Raw genomic sequence first — 19,343 nt, 5'->3', positions numbered from 1 at the left:
GGCCATCCCTGATCTGCGGTGTGCAGGGAAAACCCTGGGGTCGACGGAGCCGGTGGTCTGCCACGATCGGCTCGTGAACAGCAGCGGCCGGGCGATGGGGACCCTCCTGCTGCTGTGCGCGGTCGTGGCGGTGACCGCGGTGGGCTTCGCCCAGGGGGTCTGGCTGGCCAACCTGCACAACGGCCTGCTCGCCCTCACCTTCGGGGTCGTGGGCGCCGCGATCCTGCTCCAGCGTCCTGCCCACCGGGAGGGTCGGCTCTTCATCGGCATCGGCCTGCTCGAGGCGGCGATGTTCCTCGGACGCCAGGTCGGGCACGCTGCGGAGGCGGCGTGGTGGGCCTGGCTGGGTGTCTGGCCGATCGCCTTGGTGCTGTCGGCGATCACCGTTGCCGTCGTCTGCTTCCCGGAGGGTCGTGCACTCGGTCCGGGGTGGCGTCGGGTGTGCGTCGTGGTGGTGGCGATCGGCGTTGCTCTCTCACTCACGTCGGCGCTGTGGCCGGTGGAGTACGCCTCGGCCGACATCTCGCTCGACCACCCGCTCCAGGTCGCGGGCGCGAGCGCTGCGACCACCCTCTGGTCTGCCGTGGCGCACCCGTTCTACGCCGCGTGCCAGGTGCTGTGGGTGGTCGCCGTGGCGACGCGGTGGCGGGTCTCGGACCCGGTCGTACGGCGCCAGCTGAGCGTGCTGGTGGGCGCGACCGGCCTGTGTGCCGCGGCCCTGCTGGTGGGTCTGGTGACCCGCGGATCACCGCTGCCGGGACTGCTGCTCGTGCCGGTGGTCCCCCTGGCGGCGGGGTGGGCGATCGAGCGGATCAGCCTGGTGCGCGTCATCGAGGCGGAGCAGTCCGCGGGACGTCTCGACGGGTTGACGCCCCGCGAGAACGAGGTCCTCCAGCTGATGGCTCAGGGCCTGTCCAACGCGGCGATCTGCGAGCGCCTGCACCTCAGCGTGAAGACGGTGGAGCCGGCGATCAGCTCCACCTTCGTCAAGCTCGGCCTGCCCTCGGGTGCGGAGAACAACCGACGGGTGCTGGCCGTGGCGGAGTATCTCCGCACGTCCACCCCGAGCGGCAGTGGTGCGTCGACCCCCCCCATGACGAGAGCTCCCGGTCGATGACCGGGAGCTCCGTGGCGGAGGATAGGGGATTCGAACCCCTGAGGGCTTTCACACCCAACCCGCTTTCCAAGCGAGCGCCATAGGCCACTAGGCGAATCCTCCGCGGAGGAGCGTACCGGTCGGGTGAGCGGCTGGTGAAATCGAGTCGGCACGGGCGGCGTACGGCGACGGGCGGGCCCGGTTGGGACGAGTAGCGCGCCTCACCTAGACTCTGCGCCAACCCCCCACGTGGCGGCATCTTGTCGAACTCCCCCAGGGCCGGAAGGCAGCAAGGGCAGGCGAGCTCTGCTGGGTACGTGGGGGGCCTCTTCGTCTCCCGGGGGGCCGCCTGTGGGAGAGCGGTGGTCCCTGTCGGTGCCGGTGCGTAGGGTTCGAGTCGTGGAGTCCCCCCAGTCACCGTTGGCGCTGTATCGCCGCTACCGACCCGAGACCTTCCAGGAGGTCATCGGCCAGGAGCACGTCACCGAGCCCCTGCGCAACGCCCTGGCGAACGACCGGGTCAACCACGCCTACCTCTTCTCCGGCCCGCGCGGCTGCGGCAAGACGACCTCCGCGCGGATCCTGGCGCGTGCCCTCAACTGCGCGCGCGCCCCGATCGCCGACCCGTGCGGCGAGTGCGACAGCTGCCGCGAGCTGGCCCGCGGCGGCGGCGGGTCGATCGACGTGATCGAGATCGACGCTGCCTCCCACGGCGGCGTCGACGACGCCCGCGACCTGCGGGAGAAGGCGTTCTTCTCGCCGGTGCGCGACCGCTACAAGATCTACATCATCGACGAGGCCCACATGGTCTCCAACCAGGGCTTCAACGCGCTGCTCAAGCTGGTCGAGGAGCCGCCGCCCCACCTGCGGTTCATCTTCGCCACGACCGAGCCCGAGAAGGTGCTGCCGACCATCCGGTCGCGCACCCACCACTACCCGTTCCGGCTGATCCCGCCGCGCCAGCTCTCCGACTACCTCAGCCAGCTCTGCCAGCTCGAGCAGGTCGCGATCGAGCAGGCCGCGCTGCCGCTCGTGGTCCGGGCGGGCGGCGGGTCCGCCCGTGACACGCTGTCGGTGCTCGACCAGCTGATGGGCGGGGCCGGCGCCGACGGGGTCACCTACGACCTGGCCAGCGCCCTGCTGGGGTTCACGCCCGAGACCCTGCTCGACGAGGTGGTCGACGCGTTCGCCGCCGTCGACGGTGCCGGGGTGTTCGGGGTGGTCGACAAGGTCGTCGAGACCGGGCGCGACCCGCGCCGCTTCACCGAGGACCTGCTGCGCCGGTTGCGCGACCTCGTCATCGTCGCGGCCGTGCCCGACGCCCCGGCCAGCGGGCTGCTCGACGTGCCCCAGGACGCGGGGGAGCGGCTGGTCGCGCAGGCCGCGCGCTTCGGCGCGGTCGAGCTGAGCCGCGCGGCCGACATCGTCGCGGCCGGGCTGACCGAGATGCGCGGGGCCACTGCGCCCCGGCTGCTGCTCGAGCTCATCTGCGCGCGCGTGCTCCTGCCCGGCGCCGACGACACCAGCGACGGCGTGATGGCGCGCCTCGACCGGATCGAGCGCCGCCTCGACGTCTCCGGGACGGTCAGCGCCCCGGTGGGTGAGCGTCCCCAGCGGCCCGCCCCCGACCACCCCGTGCCGCCGGCCCCCGCCGCGGCGCCGGCGCCCGCCGCGGCTCCGGCGCCCGCCGCGGCTCCGGTCGAGCCCGCGGCGCCCGCTCCCGCGGCGGGCCAGTCGTCGGCCCCGGCCCAGGCACCGCCCGCCGCCGGCCCGGCGCCGGTCGAGCACGGGGAGCACGAGCCGATGTTCGCCCCGCCCCGCTTCGACGAGGACGAGCCGGAGCCGGAGGCCCCCGAGCCCCCCACCGAGCCCGTCAGCGCGCCGACCAGTCACCCCGCCCAGCCCGCAGCGGCCGCCGAGGCGGCCCCCGCGGACCCACCGTCCGCGCCACCGTCGACGGAACCCGTGGCCGAGACCAGCGCCGGGAGCAGCCTCAGCCTCGTCGACGTACGCCGCCTGTGGCCCGACATCGTCGAGGCGACCAAGGCCCGGCGTCGCGTGACGTGGATCCACCTGACGCAGAACGCCCAGGTGATCGGGGTCGACGCGCGGACGCTGACCCTCGGCTTCACCAACGCCGGCGCGAAGGACTCGTTCCTGGCCGGAGGGTCCGACGAGATCCTGCGCCAGGCGGCGATCGACGTCGTCGGCGCGGAGTGGCGCATCGACGCGATCATCGACCCGGGCGCCCAGCCCGACGCCGGTCGCCCGGTCGTGCGGCAGGCGGCCACCGACCCCGTGGATCCCGCTCCTCCCGCGGTCGACGCACCCAGTGCGCCGCCGGCGTGGGCGAGCGAGGCGCCACCACCCGCCCAGGCATCCCCGCCCCAGGCGGCCCCCGACGGTCCGCCCGCGTGGGCCAGTGCCGAGGCCCCCGAGCCCGGCGCCCCCAGCGGGCTGAGCGCGGCCCGCGAGGCCCTGGAACGGTCGCGCGAGACCGGCCCCGAGTCGGGAACCCCTGTCGACCACGGTGCGTTGGCCGATGAGGCAGCCGATCCCGACGACCCGGCGCCCGACACCCAAGGACTCGACAGCACGGCCCTGCTCCAGCAGGCCCTCGGCGCGAAGGTCATCGAGGAGATCAAGCACTCGTGACCACCACCACCCACACCGACCGACCAGCCCGGGAGACCCGATGACCCAGAACCCGTTCGACGCCCTCGGTGGCGGCGGCTTCGACATGAACGCCCTGCTGCAGCAGGCGCAGCAGATGCAGGAGCAGCTCCAGCAGGCCCAGGACCAGCTGGCCGAGCAGAAGATCACCGGCACCATCGCCGGGGGCGCCGTGACGGTCACGGTCAACGGCGTCGGCGAGCTGTTCGGCGTCGACATCACCGCCGGCCAGTTCGACGGCTCCGACTCCGACGACCTCGCCGACCTCGGCGACATGATCGTCGCGGCCTACCGCGACGCCAAGGCCAAGGCGGAGGCCGCGGCCAGCGAGGCGATGGGTCCGCTCGCCGGCGGTCTCGAGGGCCTCGGCGGCGGCCTCCCCGGCCTCGGCGGGCCCGAGGGCGGGTCGCCCAGCGGCCAGCTCGGCTTCTAGGACCCTCGTTGTACGAAGGCATCGTCCAGGACCTGATCGACGAGCTGGGGCGGCTGCCCGGCGTCGGGCCCAAGAGCGCCCAGCGGATCGCGTTCCACCTCCTGCAGGCCGAGCCCACCGACGTACGCCGCCTCGCCGACGTCCTCGTCGAGGTCAAGGACAAGGTCAAGTTCTGCTCGATCTGCTTCAACGTCTCGCAGGACGAGCAGTGCCGGATCTGCCGCGACCCGCGCCGCGACCAGTCGCTGCTGTGCGTCGTCGAGGAGTACAAGGACGTCGTCGCGATCGAGCGCACGCGCGAGTTCCGGGGGCGCTACCACGTCCTCGGCGGCGCGATCTCCCCGATCGACGGCATCGGCCCCGAGCAGCTGCGCATCCGCGAGCTGATGGTGCGGCTGGCCGACGGCGTCGTCACCGAGGTCATCCTGGCCACCGACCCCAACCTCGAGGGCGAGGCGACCGCGACGTATCTCACGCGGATGCTGAGCCCGATGGGGTTGCGCGTGACGCGTCTGGCGAGTGGACTGCCGGTGGGCGGCGACCTCGAGTACGCCGACGAAGTGACCCTCGGTCGAGCATTCGCAGGAAGGCGATCGGCAGATGACTGACCAGACCACGCAGGACGCGTCCCGGGCGGGCATGGCGGAGCGCGAGGAGTTCGCCGCGCAGATCGCCGACCAGATCGAGAGCTTCCTGCTCGCGCTGCGGGCGATCTCGCGTGAGGGCAACGGCTCGCAGGCCGTCTCGCTGCTCCTGCTCGAGATCAGCCAGGTGCTGCTGGCGGGAGCGCGCCTGGGCGCCCAGCTCGACTTCCAGCCCCGCGAGGAGTACCAGCCCGACGTCGGCCCCGAGGCCGACATCGAGGAGATGCGCCTGCGGTTGGCCACGATGCTCGACAGCGTCGACACCTACAGCTTCGTCTTCGACCCCTACCTCCCCGAGATCGTCCAGAGCCAGCTCTCCGACGACCTCACCTCGATCGCGATCGACCTCGACAACGGCCTGCGGCACTACCGCCTCGGCAACGTCGACGAGGCGCTGTGGTGGTGGCAGTTCTCCTACGTCAACAGCTGGGGCAACCTGGCCGGCGCCGCGCTCAACGCCCTGCTGACGGTGGTCGCGCACGACCGTTTCGACACCGACTTCGACGAGACCGTCGAGGCCCTCACCGTCGCCCATGAGATGTTGGAAGAGCCGACCGAGTCACCCCGGTAGAATCCGGGGGTCAGCTCGTCGCGGGACCGCGACCTGACGCACCAGTCGTCAACCAGATCGTCGAGGGTCACACCGTGGGCATTGTCGTGCAGAAGTACGGCGGCTCCTCGCTCGCCGACGCCGACGCCATCAAGCGGGTCGCGCGCCGGATCGTGGAGAACAAGAAGGCGGGTCACGACGTCGTGGTGGCCGTGTCGGCCATGGGGGACACGACCGACGAGCTGCTCGAGCTCGCGGCCGCCGTGAGCCCGCTCCCGCCCGCGCGCGAGCTCGACATGCTGCAGTCGGCCGGCGAGCGGATCTCGATGGCGCTGGTGGCGATGGCGATCAACGACCTCGGCTTCACCGCCCGCTCCTTCACCGGCTCCCAGGCCGGTGTGATCACCGACGCCCAGCACGGCAAGGCCAAGATCATCGACGTCACGCCGGGCCGCGTCACCCAGGCCATCGGCGAGGGCCACATCGTGATCGTGGCCGGCTTCCAGGGCGTCAGCCAGGACACCAAGGAGATCACCACGCTCGGCCGTGGCGGGTCCGACACCACCGCGGTCGCGCTGGCCGCGGCGCTGGACGCCGACGTCTGCGAGATCTACACCGACGTCGACGGCGTCTTCACCGCCGACCCGCGCATCGTCCCGGCCGCCCGCAAGCTGGACAAGGTCTCCTACGAGGAGATGCTCGAGCTGGCCGCCTGCGGGGCCAAGATCCTGCACCTGCGGTGCGTCGAGTACGGCCGCCGCTACAACATCCCCATCCACGTCCGCTCCTCGTTCAGTCAGCTCGAGGGCACGTGGGTCGTCGAAGACCCCACCGACGGAGGCACCATGGAACAGGCCATCATCTCCGGCGTCGCGCACGATCGCAGCGAGGCCAAGATCACCGTCGTCGGCGTGCCCGACAAGGTCGGCGAGGCCGCCCGCATCTTCACGGCACTGTCCGAGGCGCAGATCAACCTCGACATGATCGTGCAGAACGTGTCCGCCGCGGCCACGAGCCTGACCGACATCTCCTTCACCCTGCCGCGCACCGACGGCCAGGTCGCGATGGAGGCGCTGGCCAAGATCCAGGCCGAGGTCGGCTACGACAAGCTCCTGTACGACGACAAGATCGGCAAGGTCTCGCTGATCGGCGCCGGCATGCGCTCCCACCCCGGCATCACCGCGAAGTTCTTCGCCTCGCTCGCGAGCGCCGGGGTCAACATCGGCATGATCTCCACCTCCGAGATCCGCATCTCGGTGGTCGTCAACGAGCACGAGGTCGACCAGGCCGTCCGGGCCACGCACAGCGCCTTCGACCTCGACGCCGACGAGATCGAGGCCGTCGTGTACGGCGGGACGGGTCGCTGAGATGGCAGCCAACGGCATCAACCTCGGCATCGTCGGCGCGACCGGGCAGGTCGGCGTCGCCGTCCGCGAGATCCTGCTCGAGCGGGACTTCCCGATCGGCCAGGTCCGCTTCTTCGCCTCCGCCCGCTCGGCCGGCACCGTGCTGTCCTTCGGCGACCGCGAGATCACCGTCGAGGACGCCTCGAGCGCCGACCCGGCGGGCCTCGACATCGCGATCTTCTCGGCCGGGGCCACCACCTCCCGCGCGCTGGCGGAGAAGTTCGCCGAGGCCGGCGTGATCGTGATCGACAACAGCTCGGCCTTCCGCAAGGACCCCGCGATCCCGCTGGTGGTCTCCGAGGTCAACCCGTCCGCGATGGACGGCGTCGTCGCCGCCGGGCACGGCATCATCGCCAACCCCAACTGCACCACCATGGCCGCGATGCCGGTCCTCAAGGTGCTCCACGACGTGGCCGGCCTGCAGCGGCTGATCGTGTCGTCCTACCAGGCGGTCTCCGGTTCCGGGGTCGCCGGCGTCGACGAGCTGCTCGCCGGCGTCACCGCAGCGGGTGAGAAGGCGCGCGAGCTGGCCTACGACGGTTCGGCCGTGGCGTTCCCCGAGCCGCAGAAGTACGTCGAGACGATCGCCTACAACGTGCTCCCGATGGCCGGCTCCATCGTCGACGACGGCCTCAACGAGACCGACGAGGAGCAGAAGCTGCGCAACGAGTCGCGCAAGATCCTCGACCTCCCCGATCTGCCCGTCTCGGGCCTGTGCGTGCGGGTGCCGGTCTTCACCGGCCACTCGCTGGCGATCAACGTCGAGTTCGGCTCGGCCATCACGCCCGACGAGGCGCGTGCCGCGCTGTCCGGTGCCCCCGGGGTCGAGCTCCGCGAGGTGCCCACGCCGCTCCACGCGGCCGGCAAGGACCCGTCCTACGTCGGCCGGATCCGGCAGGACGAGGGCGTCGCGGGCAACCGCGGGCTCGCCCTCTTCATCAGCAACGACAACCTGCGCAAGGGTGCGGCCCTCAACACCGTGCAGATCGCCGAGCTGGTCGCGGCCGCGCGCGGCTGATCACTCGACGTCGACGAACCTCGTCGTCACCCACCACGACAGCGCGTAGGTCGCCATCCCCACGAGCGGGACGACGATGACCATCCACCAGCTGTAGACGACGTCGAGCAGGAACAGCACGGCCACCACCGTCAGCAGGCCGACGGCGAGGAAGCTGGTGCTGCCGGGATCGTCGATCCCGAACGCGCGCAGCAGCCAGGCGCCGGCGTAGGTCAGCACGACCAGGGTCGCGACCAGCAGGAGCAGGCCGGGACCCCCGCAGGAGTCCGTGCCGCGCACGACCTCGCAGAGCTTGAGGGACCCGAAGGTCAGCAGCACGGCCAGCAGGCCGATCGCGGCGCCCACGACCAGGGCGGCCTGCAGACCCGGGAGGGCCGGTCGCTCGCGCTCGGGTCGGGACTCGGCGACCGGTTCCGCGACCGGTGCAGGTCCGGGTGCGGGTGCGTTCGTGGGTACGGCGACGGGCGCAACCGGCTCCGCCCGGACCGCCCGAGGGGCGACCGGCGGTACCGCCACGGGCTCGGGCTCCGGCGCGGGCTCCGGCTCGGACTCCGGCGCGGGCTCCGGCTGCGATGACGTCTCGGGCTCCGGCTCGGGATCGGACACTGGGTCCGGCGCCAACTCCGGCTCCGGCTCGGAGTCTGGCTCGGGCACCGGCTGCGATGACGCCTCTGGCGCCGCGTCCGGCTCCGGCCGCGCCTTCTTCTTCCGGCCGAAGAAGGAGGGGAGCTCGAGGGAGGGGCCGTCGTCGTCGCGGTCCTGGTCTGCCATGCGCCGAAGTGTGCCAGAGCAGTGGCTCGTCAGGGCCGGACGTCGCGCTCCCAGAACCGCAGGCCTCCGCAGAGGTCGACGAAGGCGGCGGCGTCGTCGGGCGAGGTGACGTCGAGGCACCCGTCGTCGGGCTCGACACGGGCCGCCTGGACGAGCGGCGCGGCGGCGGGGCCCGTGCCGATCAGCTTGTGGTGGGAGAAGGCGTCGCTCACGAAGTCACGGGCGCTGGCCCGGCCAGCCAGCTCGGCCGCGCCGTCCGCGGACGGCAGCAGCGCCACCGCGTCGAAGAGGACGGACGGCCCGCCGTCGATGGCGTGGTCGGGCGTGATGGTGCCGCCGCCCTTGAGCTTGACGGGGCCGATCGCCGGGGCGACGTACTCCACCACGGCGCCGGCGTCCTCGAACGCCTGCGTGACGGCATTGACCAGTGCCCTGTCGCTCCCGTTGCTGACGAGCACGCCGAGCTTGCGCCCGGCGAACGACCCGGGACCGTTGAGCAGGATGCTCAACGCGGGCGACTCCGGCAGGTCGGTGCGTGTGGGCACCGCGGCCTCGGCCGGGTCCGGCAGGGGCATCGCGAGGGTGTCGGCCACGCCCACGGCGAGGTCGTCGTGGACGTTGCGCAGGTTGGCGAGCATCCGGGTGCGGATCTTCGGGTCCTCGACCTTGCCGAGCTCGAACGAGAAGGCCGCCACGATGTGCTCGCGCTCGACCTCGGTCTGGCTGAGGAAGAACTGCCGGGCCTGGCTGTAGTGGTCGGCGAACGACTCGGCCCGCAGGCGGCGTACGGGCCCCTGCTCGTCACGGACCACGCTCTGGTAGCCCTGGACGACGTCGGCGCGCGGTCCGCGGTCGTCACCGGTCAGGGAGTTGGGCTCGTAGTTGCCGCGCCCCTCCTGCAGGGACGTCTGCATGTGCCCGTCACGCTGGAAGTGCATGACCGGGCAGCGGGGAGCGTTCACCGGCAGCTGGGTGAAGTTGGTGCTGCCGAGCCGCTTGAGCTGGGTGTCGAGGTAGGAGAAGTTGCGCCCCTGCAGCAGCGGGTCGTTGCTGAAGTCGATGCCGGGGATGACGTTGTGGGTGCCGAAGGCGACCTGCTCGTTCTCCGCGAACATGTTGTCGACGTTGCGATCGAGGGTCAGCCGCGCGATGACCCGCACCGGCACGACCTCCTCGGGGATGATCTTGGTGGCGTCGAGGACGTCGAAGTCGAACTCGTCGGCGAAGGCCTCGTCGAAGACCTGCACGCCGAGGTCCCACTGGGGGAGGTCGCCGCTGTCGATCGCCGCGTGGAGGTCGCGCCGGTGGAAGTCGGGATCGGCGCCGTTGATCTTGAGTGCCTCGTTCCACACCACCGACTGCAGGCCCTGGCGGGGCTTCCAGTGGAACTTGACGAAGGTGTCCTGGCCGTCGGCGTTGACGAAGCGGTAGGTGTGGACGCCGAAGCCCTCCATGAAGCGGAACGAGCGCGGGATCGCCCGGTCGCTCATCGCCCACAGCAGCATGTGGGTGGACTCGGGCATCAGGGAGACGAAGTCCCAGAAGGTGTCGTGCGCCGACGCGGCCTGCGGCCAGCCGCGGTCCTGCTCCTCCTTGACCGCGTGCACGAGGTCGGGGAACTTCGTCGCGTCCTGGATGAAGAAGACCGGGATGTTGTTGCCGACGAGGTCCCAGTTGCCCTCCTCGGTGTACATCTTCACCGCGAAGCCGCGCACGTCGCGGGCCAGGTCGGGCGAGCCGAGGTTGCCGGCCACGGTCGAGAAGCGGACGAACGCCTCGGTCTTCTGGCCCTTGCGCTGGAAGGGCGCCGCCCGCGTCAGGTCGGGGATGGCGTCGAGGCACTCGAGGGTCGCGTGGGCGCTGTAGCCGCGCGCGTGCACGACCCGCTCCGGGATGCGCTCGTGGTCGAAGTGGAACATCTTCTCGCGGAACGCGAAGTCCTCGAGGAGGGTCGGCCCGCGATCACCCACCTTGAGGGAGTTCTGCCCGTCGCCGAGCGGCACCCCCGTCGCGGTCGTCATCCGCTCGCCGCGCTTGACGCCCTGGTGGAGCTCGTCCCCGCTGCCGCGCTGGTCGGGGGTGGTGGTGCTCGCTCGCTGTGTCCGCTTGGTCGCCATGTAGCCATCATGGGCACGTGGGATCGGCGCACGGACCACCTGAGAGGGTGGCCACTGCCGCGTCGACGGTCGGCGACGAGAAAGCTCCCGGACCCACGCGAGTGGATCCGGGAGCTCGATCGGTCGGGCTGACAGGATTTGAACCTGCGGCCTCCTCGTCCCGAACGAGGCGCGCTACCAAGCTGCGCCACAGCCCGATCTGCTTGCGACCGACGTGCTGTCGCAGAGCACGGCGAGCATACCCGAGCGCGCGGAGGCCGTTGAAATCGGGCCGCTCAGGACCGCGGGACGAGCGTCATCAGGGTCGCCTCGGGGCGGCACGCGACGCGGAGGCGGACGTAGGGGTTGGTGCCCAACCCGGCCGAGACGTGCAGCCAGGCGGAGCCCGGGTCGCCGGGCGCGGACTCGGCGGGGTGGCGGTGCAGGCCCTTGGCCCGGGCGGGCTCGAGGTCGCAGTTGGTGGTCAGCGCACCGATGCCGGGCAGGCAGACCTGGCCGCCGTGGGTGTGGCCGGCGATGACGGCGTCGTAGCCGTCGGCGGCGTACTGGTCGAGCACCCGGAGGTACGGCGCGTGCGTGATCCCGAGTCGCACGTCGGCGTCCCGGTCGGCCGGCCCGGCCACGGCCGCCAGGTCGTCGTACTCCAGGTGCGGGTCGTCGACGCCGGCCAGCGCGAACGTCGTCCCGGCGGCGGTGATGGTCGCCCGCTCGTTGCACAGGTGCACCCAGCCGCGGTCGGCGAACCGCTGCTTGAGCTCGCGCCAGGGGAGTTGGGGGGTGTGGGTGTTGCGCTTGCCGCGGTCGGGCAGCAGGTAGAGCATCGGGTTGCGCCAGCCGGGCGAGAAGTAGTCGTTGGAGCCGAAGACCGAGACGCCCGGGAGGTCGAGCAGCGGGCCGAGAGAGTCGACGACGACCGGGACCGAGGCCATGTGCGACAGGTTGTCCCCGGTGTCGATGACCAGGTCGGGGGCGAGGTCGGCCAGCGAGCGCAGCCACTCCTGCTTGGCCTGCTGGTCGGGAGCCATGTGGATGTCGCTGAGGTGCAGGACGCGCAGCGCCGGTCGGCCCGCGGGCAGGATCGGCACCGTGACCTCACGCAGCGTGTACTGCCGGGCCTCCCACGCGGCGTACGTCGTCAGCGCCAGCCCGGCCGCGGCGCCCGCGCCGAGCGTCAGGCCCACCCGGCGGCGGAGGAACTCGGAGGAGGGCACGCGGCAAGGCTGCCACAATGGAGCCATGAGTGCTCTGAAGGACCGTCTCCGTGCCGACCTCACCACCGCCATCAAGGCGCGTGACGAGGTCCGCTCCTCCACGCTGCGGATGGTGCTGACCGCCATCACCAACGCCGAGGTGGCCGGCAAGGAGCAGCGCGAGCTCTCCGACGACGACATCATCGGCGTCCTCTCGACCGAGGCCAAGCGACGCCGCGAGGCGGCGGTGGCCTTCGCCGAGGGCGGTCGTGCGGAGATGGCGGCCAAGGAGGAGGCGGAGGGCGTGGTGATCGCCGACTACCTCCCGGAAGCGCTGAGCGAGGCCGAGATCGCCGAGCTCGTCACCGCCGCCATCGCCCAGACCGGCGCGGCCGACGAGGGCATGCGCGCGATGGGCAAGGTGATGGGGGTCGTGACCCCGCAGGTGAAGGGGCGCACCGACGGCGGCGCAGTCGCTGCTGAGGTCCGCCGCCAGCTCGGTTGAGCGAGACCCGCTCGACCAGAGCGGTCAGCGGTTGCCGCGGCCCCGGCCGCGACCCTTGTTCTTGTCGCCCTTGTCCTTCTTGGGCGGCGCGGGGACGTAGCCGGTGGACTGGTAGATCCCCACGGTGTCACCGGAGCCCAGCGAGGTGCCGGCCGCCGGCGACGTGAACACGACGCTGCCCTCCGGCGCGGTGGAGTTGGCGAACCCGGCGACCGACGCCTTGAAGCCGGCGGACTCCAGGGTCGCTCGCGCCTCCTTGACGCTCATGCCGAACACCTCGGGGACCGGGGTGAGCACACCGGCGATCTCGTCGCCGGCCGGGGCCTGGAAGTCCTCGTAGTCGAGCTTGTCGGCGACCGCGCCCATCGCCTCGCCCCAGATCGGGCCGGCGACGGTGGAGCCGAACGCCTCGCCGATGCCGACGCCGCCGACGGTCTGCCCGTTCAGGCTGACCCAGTGACCGAGCTCGTTGGCGCCGGCGACCATCGCGGCCGTGGCGACCTGCGGTGTGTAGCCCACGAACCACACCGACATGTTGCCTTGGTTGGTGCCGGTCTTGCCGGCCGACGGCACCGACGGGGCGATGTTCTGGCCGAACCCGCCGGGCTCCATCACGCCGCGCAGGACGTCGTTGACGGCGTCCGCGGTCGGGCCGGGCATGACCTGCTCGCAGCTCGTGCCGTAGTCCTTGAACGTGCTGCCGTCGGCCTTGAGGACCTGCGTGACGGGCAGGGCGTCGCAGTGCAGGCCGCGGGCGGCGAAGGTGGCGTAGGCCTGGGCCATCGTCAGCGGGTCGGTGTCGGAGACGCCGAGCACCCACGACGGGACCTGCTGGGCGGTCGGCAGCGTGATGCCCATCTTCTGCGCGAGCTCGATCGGCTCGCACATGCCGGTCTCGGTCTCGAGCTGGGCGAAGAAGGTGTTCACCGACTGCTGCGTGCCGGTGTAGAGGTTGTAGCTCTGGTCGCCGCCGGTCGAGTTGGAGACGTTCCAGCCCCCGTCGCCGTAGTAGGGACCGTCGCAGGTCTCGAACTCCGAGTCGGGGATCTCCATCTTGATCGGGGAGTAGATCGACTCGCTCAGCGGGATGTTCTGGTTGATCGCCGCCGCCAGCACGAACGCCTTGAACGTGGAGCCGGCCTGGAAGCCGTTGGCGTCGCCGTACTTCCGCGGGACGACGTAGTTGAGGTAGGTCTGGCCGGCGGCCTTGTTCTTGCCCATCGGGCGCGACTGCGCGAGGGCACGGACGTAGCCGGTGCCGGGCTCGACCATCGCGAGGCCGCCGATGGCGTTGTCGGTCGGGTTGACGTGGGCCTTCACGGCCGCGTCGGCGCCGGCCTGGTAGTCGAGGTCGATCGTGGTGTAGATCGACAGGCCGCCTGACTGGAGCAGGCGCTTGCGGTCCTTGACGGTGTCGCCGAGCGACTTGTCCTTGAGGAGGTAGTTGACGGCGTAGTCGCAGAAGAACGGCGCCGCCGACTGCTGGCAGCCGTTGGGCGACTTCTCGATCTTGAGGCCGAGCGGGCGCTCCTTGAGCTTGTCGGCCTGCTCCGTCGGGATGACGTTGAGCTGCGCCATCCGGTCGAGCACGACGTTGCGCCGGTTGAGCGAGCGCTCGGGCGAGTTGGTCGGGTCGTAGCCGGTGGGGTTCTTCACCAGGCCGGCCAGCGTCGCGGACTGGAGGTAGTTGAGGTTCTTGGCGTTCTTGGAGAAGTAGTGCTGGGCCGCCGACTGGATGCCGTAGGCGCCGTCGCCGAAGTAGGCGATGTTGAGGTAGCGCTCGAGGATCCAGTCCTTGGAGTAGTTCTTCTCGAACGCGATGGCGTAGCGCAGCTCGCGCAGCTTGCGGGCGTAGGTGTCGTCGGTCGCCGCCGCCGCTTCCTTCTTCGTCTCCGCCTGGTTGAGCAGGGTCTGCTTGACCATCTGCTGGGTGATGGAGGAGCCACCCTGGACCGAGCCGCTCGCCTGGTTGGTGACGAAGGCGCGGATGGTGCCGCGGATGTCGAGGGCGCCGTGCTTGTAGTAGCGGTCGTCCTCGATGGAGACGATGGCCTCGACCATCTTGCGGGAGATCTGCTTGAGGCCGACGTTGATGCGGTTCTGGTCGTAGAGCGAGGCGATGAGGTTGCCGTTGACGTCGTAGATCCGCGTCTTCTGGGCCAGCTCCTTGGCCTCGAGCTCGTCGGGCAGGTTGACCATGCCCTTGCTGACGTCCTTCGCGGCGACGCCCACGACGCCGGCGAAGGGGATCGCGAGCCCGGCCACCAGCAGTCCCATGATCGCCGAGACGGCCACCATCACGGCGAGGTGGGCCAGGATCCGGGGCTTGCGACCGGGCGGGGAAGCCTGTTTGGACATGGGCCCCAGAGTACGGGAGCGAGCCAGACCGGCCGATTCGCCGTACCACACCCGACGCCGTTTTCGGTGCCGATCGGGGCATGACACCCGACATGCGTGACCATCTGGTCTAGTCACAACGGACCATAAGGATTGACTGGATGGTCTCTACTTCAATCTCTTGACTTTGCCTACGGTCATCTCGGGTCGAGAAATGGTCGCTATGGGGGCGACCATCAGAGCCCCACCGAATGGCGGAGATCATGTGGGTTGAGGATTGGGCACCGCGGGCAGCGTGCCGTCAGGACACGCCGGACGCGCTCTTCGTCCGTGGCGCCGAGCAGAACAAGGCGAAGCAGGTCTGCGCCTCGTGCCCGGTCCGGACCGAGTGCCTCGCCGAGGCCCTCGACAACCAGATCGAGTGGGGGGTCTGGGGCGGCATGACCGAGCGTGAGCGTCGCGCCCTCCTCCGTCGTCGCCCGCAGGCCTCGTGGCGCACCGTCCTGGAGTCCGCCCGCAACGAGCACGTCGGTGCCAAGGTCACTGTCTGACCTCACCGTCTGAGCGCGCTCCGAACCCCCGGCGCTCCCCGTAGTACCCACTGGTCCGGCAGCCTCGCTGCCGGATCAGTCGTGTGTACGGCGCTCGCTCACCCGTCGGCGAGCAGCGAGCCGACGCGGCGGAGCCCGTCGAGGTCGTGCACGTCGGTCGACAGTGCCGCCACGACGGTGGTCGGCACCCCGGGGTGCTCGGTGGCCCAGCGCTCGCGCAGGTGGGCCTCGCGCGCGACGATCCGGCCGCGGTCGGCGTGCAGCCTGAGCAGTCCCGCGGTGGTCGAGTCGTGCTCGATCGCGACCAGGCGGTCGGCGGCGGCCGTGGCCTCCTCGACCGAGAGGTCGACCGCCACCGGGGCGCTGGCCCGGTTGACGACCAGCCCGGCCAGCGGCATCTCGTCCTCGGTCAGCCGCTCCACGAAGTAGGCCGCCTCGCGCAGCGCGTCGGGCTCGGGGGCGGCCACCACCAGGAAGGCGGTGCCGTCGGCCTGCAGCAGGGAGAACGTCTTCTGCGCCCGCTGGCGGAAGCCGCCGAACAGGGTGTCGAAGGCAGCCACGAAGGTCTGCATGTCGCGCAGCACCTGGGCGCCCAGGATCTTGGTCAGCGCGTTGGTGATGAGGCCGACCCCCGCCGTCATCAGCCGGGCCGGTCCCTTGGCCGGCGCCAGCAGCAGCCGGATGAAGCGACCGTCGAGGAAGCTGCTGAGCCGCTCGGGTGCGTCGAGGAAGTCCAGCGCCGAGCGTGAGGGCGGCGTGTCCACGACGATCAGGTCGTAGGACCCGTCCTGCTGCGCCTGGGCGTGGATCTGACCCAGCTTCTCCATCGCCATGTACTCCTGCGTGCCCGAGAACGAGCTTGACAGGGCGATGTAGAAGGGGTTGTCCAGGATCGACCTCGCCTTCTCGGGGGTGGCCTGGCTGAGCACGACCTCGTCGAAGGTGCGCTTCATGTCGAGCATCATCGCGTCGAGGGAGCCGCCCGCGGGGCCGCCGACGCCCGGCACGGGGCGCGGGGTGTTGTCGAGCTCCTCGATGCCCATCGACTGGGCCAGGCGGCGGGCGGGGTCGATGGTCAGAACGACGACCTTGCGCCCGCGCTCCGCGGCACGCAGGGCGAGGGCCGCGGACGTGGTGGTCTTGCCGACGCCGCCCGACCCGCAGCACACGATGATCCCGGTGCCGCGGTCGTCGAGGAGGGCGTCCACGTCGAGGCTCGGTGCGCGCTCGGTGGTCGCGGTCAGCGGTCCGACCCGGGGACGGGTGCGCTGCGACGTACGTCCTGAGGTGCTCATGCCAGGCCCTGCTGCTCGAGGAGGGCGGCGAGCTCGTAGAGCCCGCCGAGGTCGACGCCGTCGGCCAGCCGCGGGAGCTCGGCGGTCGGGACGTCCAGGTCGCGCACCAGGAGGCGCTGGGCGTCCTCGAGGGCGCGACGGTCGGCGTGGTCGCGGGCCTCGGCGACGAGGGCGTCGACCAGCTCGTGGGTGACGTCGAGCTTCGCCGCCTGCAGGTCGGCCGTGATCTGCTCGCGGTCGAGGTCGCCGGAGCGGGCCGCCTCGAGGGCGGCGTGCCCGAGGTCGCGGGGGCGCACGAGGTTGACGATGACCGCCCCCACGGGCAGCTTGGCGTCGCGGAGGTCGGCGATCCCGTCGGCGGTCTCCTGCACGGGCATCTCCTCAAGCACGGTCACGAGGTGCACGAGCGTCTTCGGCGAGCGGAACAGGGTCATCACCGTGTCGGCCTGGTTCTTGATCGGCCCGACCTTGGCCAGGCCGGCCAGCTCGCCGTTGACGTTGAGGAACTGGGTGATGCGCCCGGTCGGCGGGGCGTCGAGCACGATCGCGTCGTAGCGGCGCGCGCCCTTGTGGCGGGCGTTGCGACGGGCGGCCTCGTAGACCTTGCCCGTCAGCAGCACGTCGCGCACGCCGGGCGCGATCGTGGTCGCGAAGTCGATGATCCCGAAGCGGTCGAGGGCGCGACCGGCGCGGCCGAGCTTGTAGTACATCGCGAGGTACTCCAGCAGCGCGGACTCCGCGTCGATGTGGAGCGCGTGCACGGCGCCGGGGGACACGTCGCCGTCAGGCAGCCCGCGGGCGATGCGCCGCTCCTCGTAGGGGAGCGGGTCGACGTCGAACATCCGGGCGATGCCCTGGCGGCCCTCGACCTCGCAGAGCAGCACGTCCTTGCCGGTCGAGGCGAGCGCCAGCGCGAGGGCCGCGGCCACGGTCGACTTGCCGGTGCCGCCCTTGCCGGTCACGACGTGCAGCTGGACGCCGGACCAGTCGACGGGCTGCTCGGCGCGGGGGCTCACGTCTGCAGGATAGGTCGCTGGAGTCGGTGACCGTCAGGCGCGCGGCCGCAGTGTGCGGGAGAGCACATGGGCCTCGCGCAGGAGCAGCTCACCCAGCTCGCGACGTCGTGCGGCGCCGAACCGCTGCTCGATGCCGGTCAGCGTGAGCGCCCACTGCGGGCGCTCGTCGGCGTCGAAGACCGCGGCCGCCATCCCCCAGCTGCCCTCCACGATCAGTCCCGGGTTGAACGCGAACCCCGCGGCGCGGGTCTGGTCGACCCGCTCGCGGACGGCGTCGGCGGTGTGCGCGGCGCCGTACTCCCCGGCCAGGTCGGCGCGAGCGAGGTAGGCCTCGACCTCGGCGTCGTCGAGGAACGAGAGGATCGCCAGGCCCGCGGACGCGACGCCGAGCGGGAAGCGGATGCCCTCGTGCAGGACGTGCGAGCGGATCGGGAAGCTGCCGTCCTCCCGCACCAGGCAGATCGTCTCGTCGCCGCGGCGGGCGGAGAAGAACGCGCTCTCCCCGGTGGCGAGCGAGAGCCGGCGTACGACCGGCTGGGCGAGCGCCGTCACGTCGTAACGAGTCGCCGCGGCCAGGCCGAGGAAGTGCAGCTCGGGACCGAGCAGCCAGCGCCCGGTCGGGTCGCGATCGACGAGACCGGCAGCGGCGAGCGACGCCAGCAGCCGGTGGGCGGTGGGCCGCGCGAGGCCGGCGGTGCGGGCGGCCTCGGACGTCGTCGCGCCGTCGGGCTCGCGGGCCGACACCGCGCGCAGCAGCGTGGCCACGCGGCCCACGACGTCCACGGGTGCGTCCATTGGGTGGACGCTACTCCGCCCGGGAGGTCGATGAGCGAGAGAAGTCCGACCGCTGGATGGCCGGGCGTTGACGCCCACGGGGGTTGGCCCTTGAATCGGGGGACCCAAGGACTGCGGAGGACAACACATGGACAAGGTCGTCGAGAGCGCCGCTGCCGCGGTCGCCGACATCCCGGACGGCGCCACGCTGTCGGTGGGCGGGTTCGGGCTGTGCGGCATCCCGTCCGTGCTGATCGAGGCGGTGCTGGAGGCCGGGACCACCGACCTGGAGGCCGTGTCGAACAACTGCGGTGTGGACGACTGGGGCCTCGGCCTGCTGCTCATGGAGAAGCGGCTGCGGCGGATGGTGTCGTCGTACGTCGGGGAGAACAAGGAGTTCGCCCGGCAGTACCTCTCCGGCGAGCTCGAGGTCGAGCTGACGCCGCAGGGCACGCTGGCCGAGCGGATGCGCGCCGGCGGCTCGGGCATCCCGGCCTTCTTCACCGTGACCGGCGTCGGCACGCAGGTGGCCGAGGGCGGGCTGCCGTGGAAGTACGACGACGCGGGCAACATCGAGGTCGCCTCACCGCCGAAGCAGACCCAGGTCTTCGAGACCCATGAGGGCGAGAAGGAGTTCGTGCTCGAGCACGCGATCGTCGCGGACTTCGGGCTGGTGCGCGCGTGGAAGGGCGACCGGCACGGCAACCTCGTCTACCGCGACGCCGCCCGCAACTTCAACCCGCTCGCCGCCATGTGTGGCCGCGTGACGATCGCCGAGGTCGAGGAGCTGGTCGAGCCCGGCGAGCTCGACCCCAACGACATCCACACCCCCGGGGTCTACGTGCAGCGGGTGGTCGCGCTGACCCCCGAGCAGGCGGCCGACAAGCGGATCGAGAAGAGGACGGTGCGTTCCTGATGAGCGAGCGAAGCGAGCGAACAATTCAACGCCGTGCGAAATGTGCCTCAT

Annotated in this window: 17 protein-coding genes, 2 tRNA genes and 1 other RNA gene; 11 read left to right on the top strand and 9 right to left on the bottom strand. The window is 71.3% G+C overall.

The features are described from left to right. The first annotated feature begins 73 nt into the window (after nucleotides 1–73). Nucleotides 74–1,117 (top strand): helix-turn-helix transcriptional regulator, encoded by a 1,044-nt coding sequence (locus C7S10_RS04025; protein ID WP_207769215.1) that lies wholly within the window; start codon nucleotides 74–76, stop codon nucleotides 1,115–1,117. Between the two features lie 12 nt (nucleotides 1,118–1,129). On the opposite strand, the gene C7S10_RS04020 is transcribed toward C7S10_RS04025, so the two are convergent. Next, a tRNA-Ser gene (locus C7S10_RS04020) sits at nucleotides 1,130–1,219 on the bottom strand. A gap of 116 nt (nucleotides 1,220–1,335) precedes the next feature. Here C7S10_RS04020 and ffs point away from each other — a divergent pair. From ffs to C7S10_RS03985, 7 genes are all read left to right on the top strand, one after another. Beyond that, nucleotides 1,336–1,426, top strand: an RNA gene (gene ffs / locus C7S10_RS04015) — signal recognition particle sRNA small type. Nucleotides 1,427–1,495: 69 nt separating this feature from the next. After that, nucleotides 1,496–3,751: a DNA polymerase III subunit gamma and tau gene (locus C7S10_RS04010; protein ID WP_279303152.1), complete on the top strand. Its 2,256-nt coding sequence runs from the start codon at nucleotides 1,496–1,498 to the stop codon at nucleotides 3,749–3,751. Nucleotides 3,752–3,791: 40 nt separating this feature from the next. After that, nucleotides 3,792–4,202, top strand: coding sequence for a YbaB/EbfC family nucleoid-associated protein (locus C7S10_RS04005; RefSeq protein ID WP_108343061.1), 411 nt, complete (start codon nucleotides 3,792–3,794; stop codon nucleotides 4,200–4,202). Nucleotides 4,203–4,210: 8 nt separating this feature from the next. Next, nucleotides 4,211–4,810: a recombination mediator RecR gene (recR, locus tag C7S10_RS04000; protein ID WP_108343060.1), complete on the top strand. Its 600-nt coding sequence runs from the start codon at nucleotides 4,211–4,213 to the stop codon at nucleotides 4,808–4,810. Further along, nucleotides 4,803–5,417, top strand: coding sequence for a DUF5063 domain-containing protein (locus C7S10_RS03995; RefSeq protein WP_243395187.1), 615 nt, complete (start codon nucleotides 4,803–4,805; stop codon nucleotides 5,415–5,417). Before recR ends, C7S10_RS03995 begins: the two co-directional genes overlap by 8 nt. A 74-nt stretch (nucleotides 5,418–5,491) precedes the next feature. Next, nucleotides 5,492–6,763: an aspartate kinase gene (locus C7S10_RS03990; RefSeq protein ID WP_108343059.1), complete on the top strand. Its 1,272-nt coding sequence runs from the start codon at nucleotides 5,492–5,494 to the stop codon at nucleotides 6,761–6,763. A 1-nt stretch (nucleotide 6,764) separates the two neighbouring features. Further along, nucleotides 6,765–7,820: an aspartate-semialdehyde dehydrogenase gene (locus tag C7S10_RS03985; protein ID WP_108343058.1), complete on the top strand. Its 1,056-nt coding sequence runs from the start codon at nucleotides 6,765–6,767 to the stop codon at nucleotides 7,818–7,820. Here C7S10_RS03985 and C7S10_RS03980 read toward each other — a convergent pair whose 3' ends face one another. From C7S10_RS03980 to C7S10_RS03965, 4 genes are all read right to left on the bottom strand, one after another. Next, a complete protein-coding gene (locus tag C7S10_RS03980) occupies nucleotides 7,821–8,591 on the bottom strand; it encodes a hypothetical protein (protein WP_108343057.1) in 771 nt (256 codons plus the stop codon). Nucleotides 8,592–8,620: 29 nt separating this feature from the next. Then, nucleotides 8,621–10,708: a catalase gene (locus C7S10_RS03975; RefSeq protein WP_108343056.1), complete on the bottom strand. Its 2,088-nt coding sequence runs from the start codon at nucleotides 10,706–10,708 to the stop codon at nucleotides 8,621–8,623. A gap of 123 nt (nucleotides 10,709–10,831) precedes the next feature. Next, nucleotides 10,832–10,905: transfer RNA gene (locus C7S10_RS03970), tRNA-Pro, on the bottom strand. A 78-nt stretch (nucleotides 10,906–10,983) separates the two neighbouring features. Continuing rightward, the gene (locus tag C7S10_RS03965) at nucleotides 10,984–11,919 is read right to left on the bottom strand and encodes a metallophosphoesterase (RefSeq protein WP_243395186.1); all 936 of its coding nucleotides are present in this window, start codon (nucleotides 11,917–11,919) and stop codon (nucleotides 10,984–10,986) included. Nucleotides 11,920–11,944: 25 nt separating this feature from the next. Here C7S10_RS03965 and C7S10_RS03960 point away from each other — a divergent pair, with 25 nt between their 5' ends. Beyond that, complete coding sequence (locus tag C7S10_RS03960) at nucleotides 11,945–12,403, top strand: GatB/YqeY domain-containing protein (RefSeq protein WP_108343054.1); 459 nt, start codon at nucleotides 11,945–11,947, stop codon at nucleotides 12,401–12,403. 24 nt (nucleotides 12,404–12,427) lie between these two features. On the opposite strand, the gene C7S10_RS03955 is transcribed toward C7S10_RS03960, so the two are convergent. Beyond that, complete coding sequence (locus C7S10_RS03955; RefSeq protein ID WP_165807041.1) at nucleotides 12,428–14,761, bottom strand: transglycosylase domain-containing protein; 2,334 nt, start codon at nucleotides 14,759–14,761, stop codon at nucleotides 12,428–12,430. Between the two features lie 242 nt (nucleotides 14,762–15,003). Here C7S10_RS03955 and C7S10_RS03950 point away from each other — a divergent pair, with 242 nt between their 5' ends. Beyond that, the gene (locus C7S10_RS03950; protein WP_108343318.1) at nucleotides 15,004–15,291 is read left to right on the top strand and encodes a WhiB family transcriptional regulator; all 288 of its coding nucleotides are present in this window, start codon (nucleotides 15,004–15,006) and stop codon (nucleotides 15,289–15,291) included. A 98-nt stretch (nucleotides 15,292–15,389) separates the two neighbouring features. Here the strand turns inward: C7S10_RS03950 and bagB are convergent, their stop codons facing one another. From bagB to C7S10_RS03935, 3 genes are read right to left on the bottom strand one after another with little or no spacing between them, the layout of a single operon-like run. After that, entirely contained in the window at nucleotides 15,390–16,586 is a 1,197-nt protein-coding gene (gene bagB / locus C7S10_RS03945; RefSeq protein ID WP_108343052.1) for an ArsA family ATPase, read from the bottom strand. Next, nucleotides 16,583–17,602 carry an ATPase BagA gene (bagA, locus tag C7S10_RS03940; protein WP_108343051.1) on the bottom strand — a complete coding sequence of 340 codons (1,020 nt, stop codon included), beginning with the start codon at nucleotides 17,600–17,602 and terminating at the stop codon, nucleotides 16,583–16,585. Before bagA ends, bagB begins: the two co-directional genes overlap by 4 nt. A gap of 33 nt (nucleotides 17,603–17,635) precedes the next feature. Continuing rightward, a complete protein-coding gene (locus C7S10_RS03935; protein ID WP_108343050.1) occupies nucleotides 17,636–18,397 on the bottom strand; it encodes an IclR family transcriptional regulator in 762 nt (253 codons plus the stop codon). Between the two features lie 127 nt (nucleotides 18,398–18,524). On the opposite strand from C7S10_RS03935, the gene C7S10_RS03930 reads away from it, so the two are divergent. Then, nucleotides 18,525–19,292, top strand: a complete 768-nt coding sequence (locus C7S10_RS03930; protein WP_108343049.1) for a CoA transferase subunit A — start codon at nucleotides 18,525–18,527, stop codon at nucleotides 19,290–19,292. Nucleotides 19,293–19,343: the final 51 nt, after the last annotated feature.

The organism is Nocardioides currus (assembly GCF_003057875.1).
Lineage (GTDB): Bacteria > Actinomycetota > Actinomycetes > Propionibacteriales > Nocardioidaceae > Nocardioides > Nocardioides currus.
Note: the sequence above shows the minus strand (reverse complement) of the source record. Positions and strands in the feature narration are given on the sequence as shown.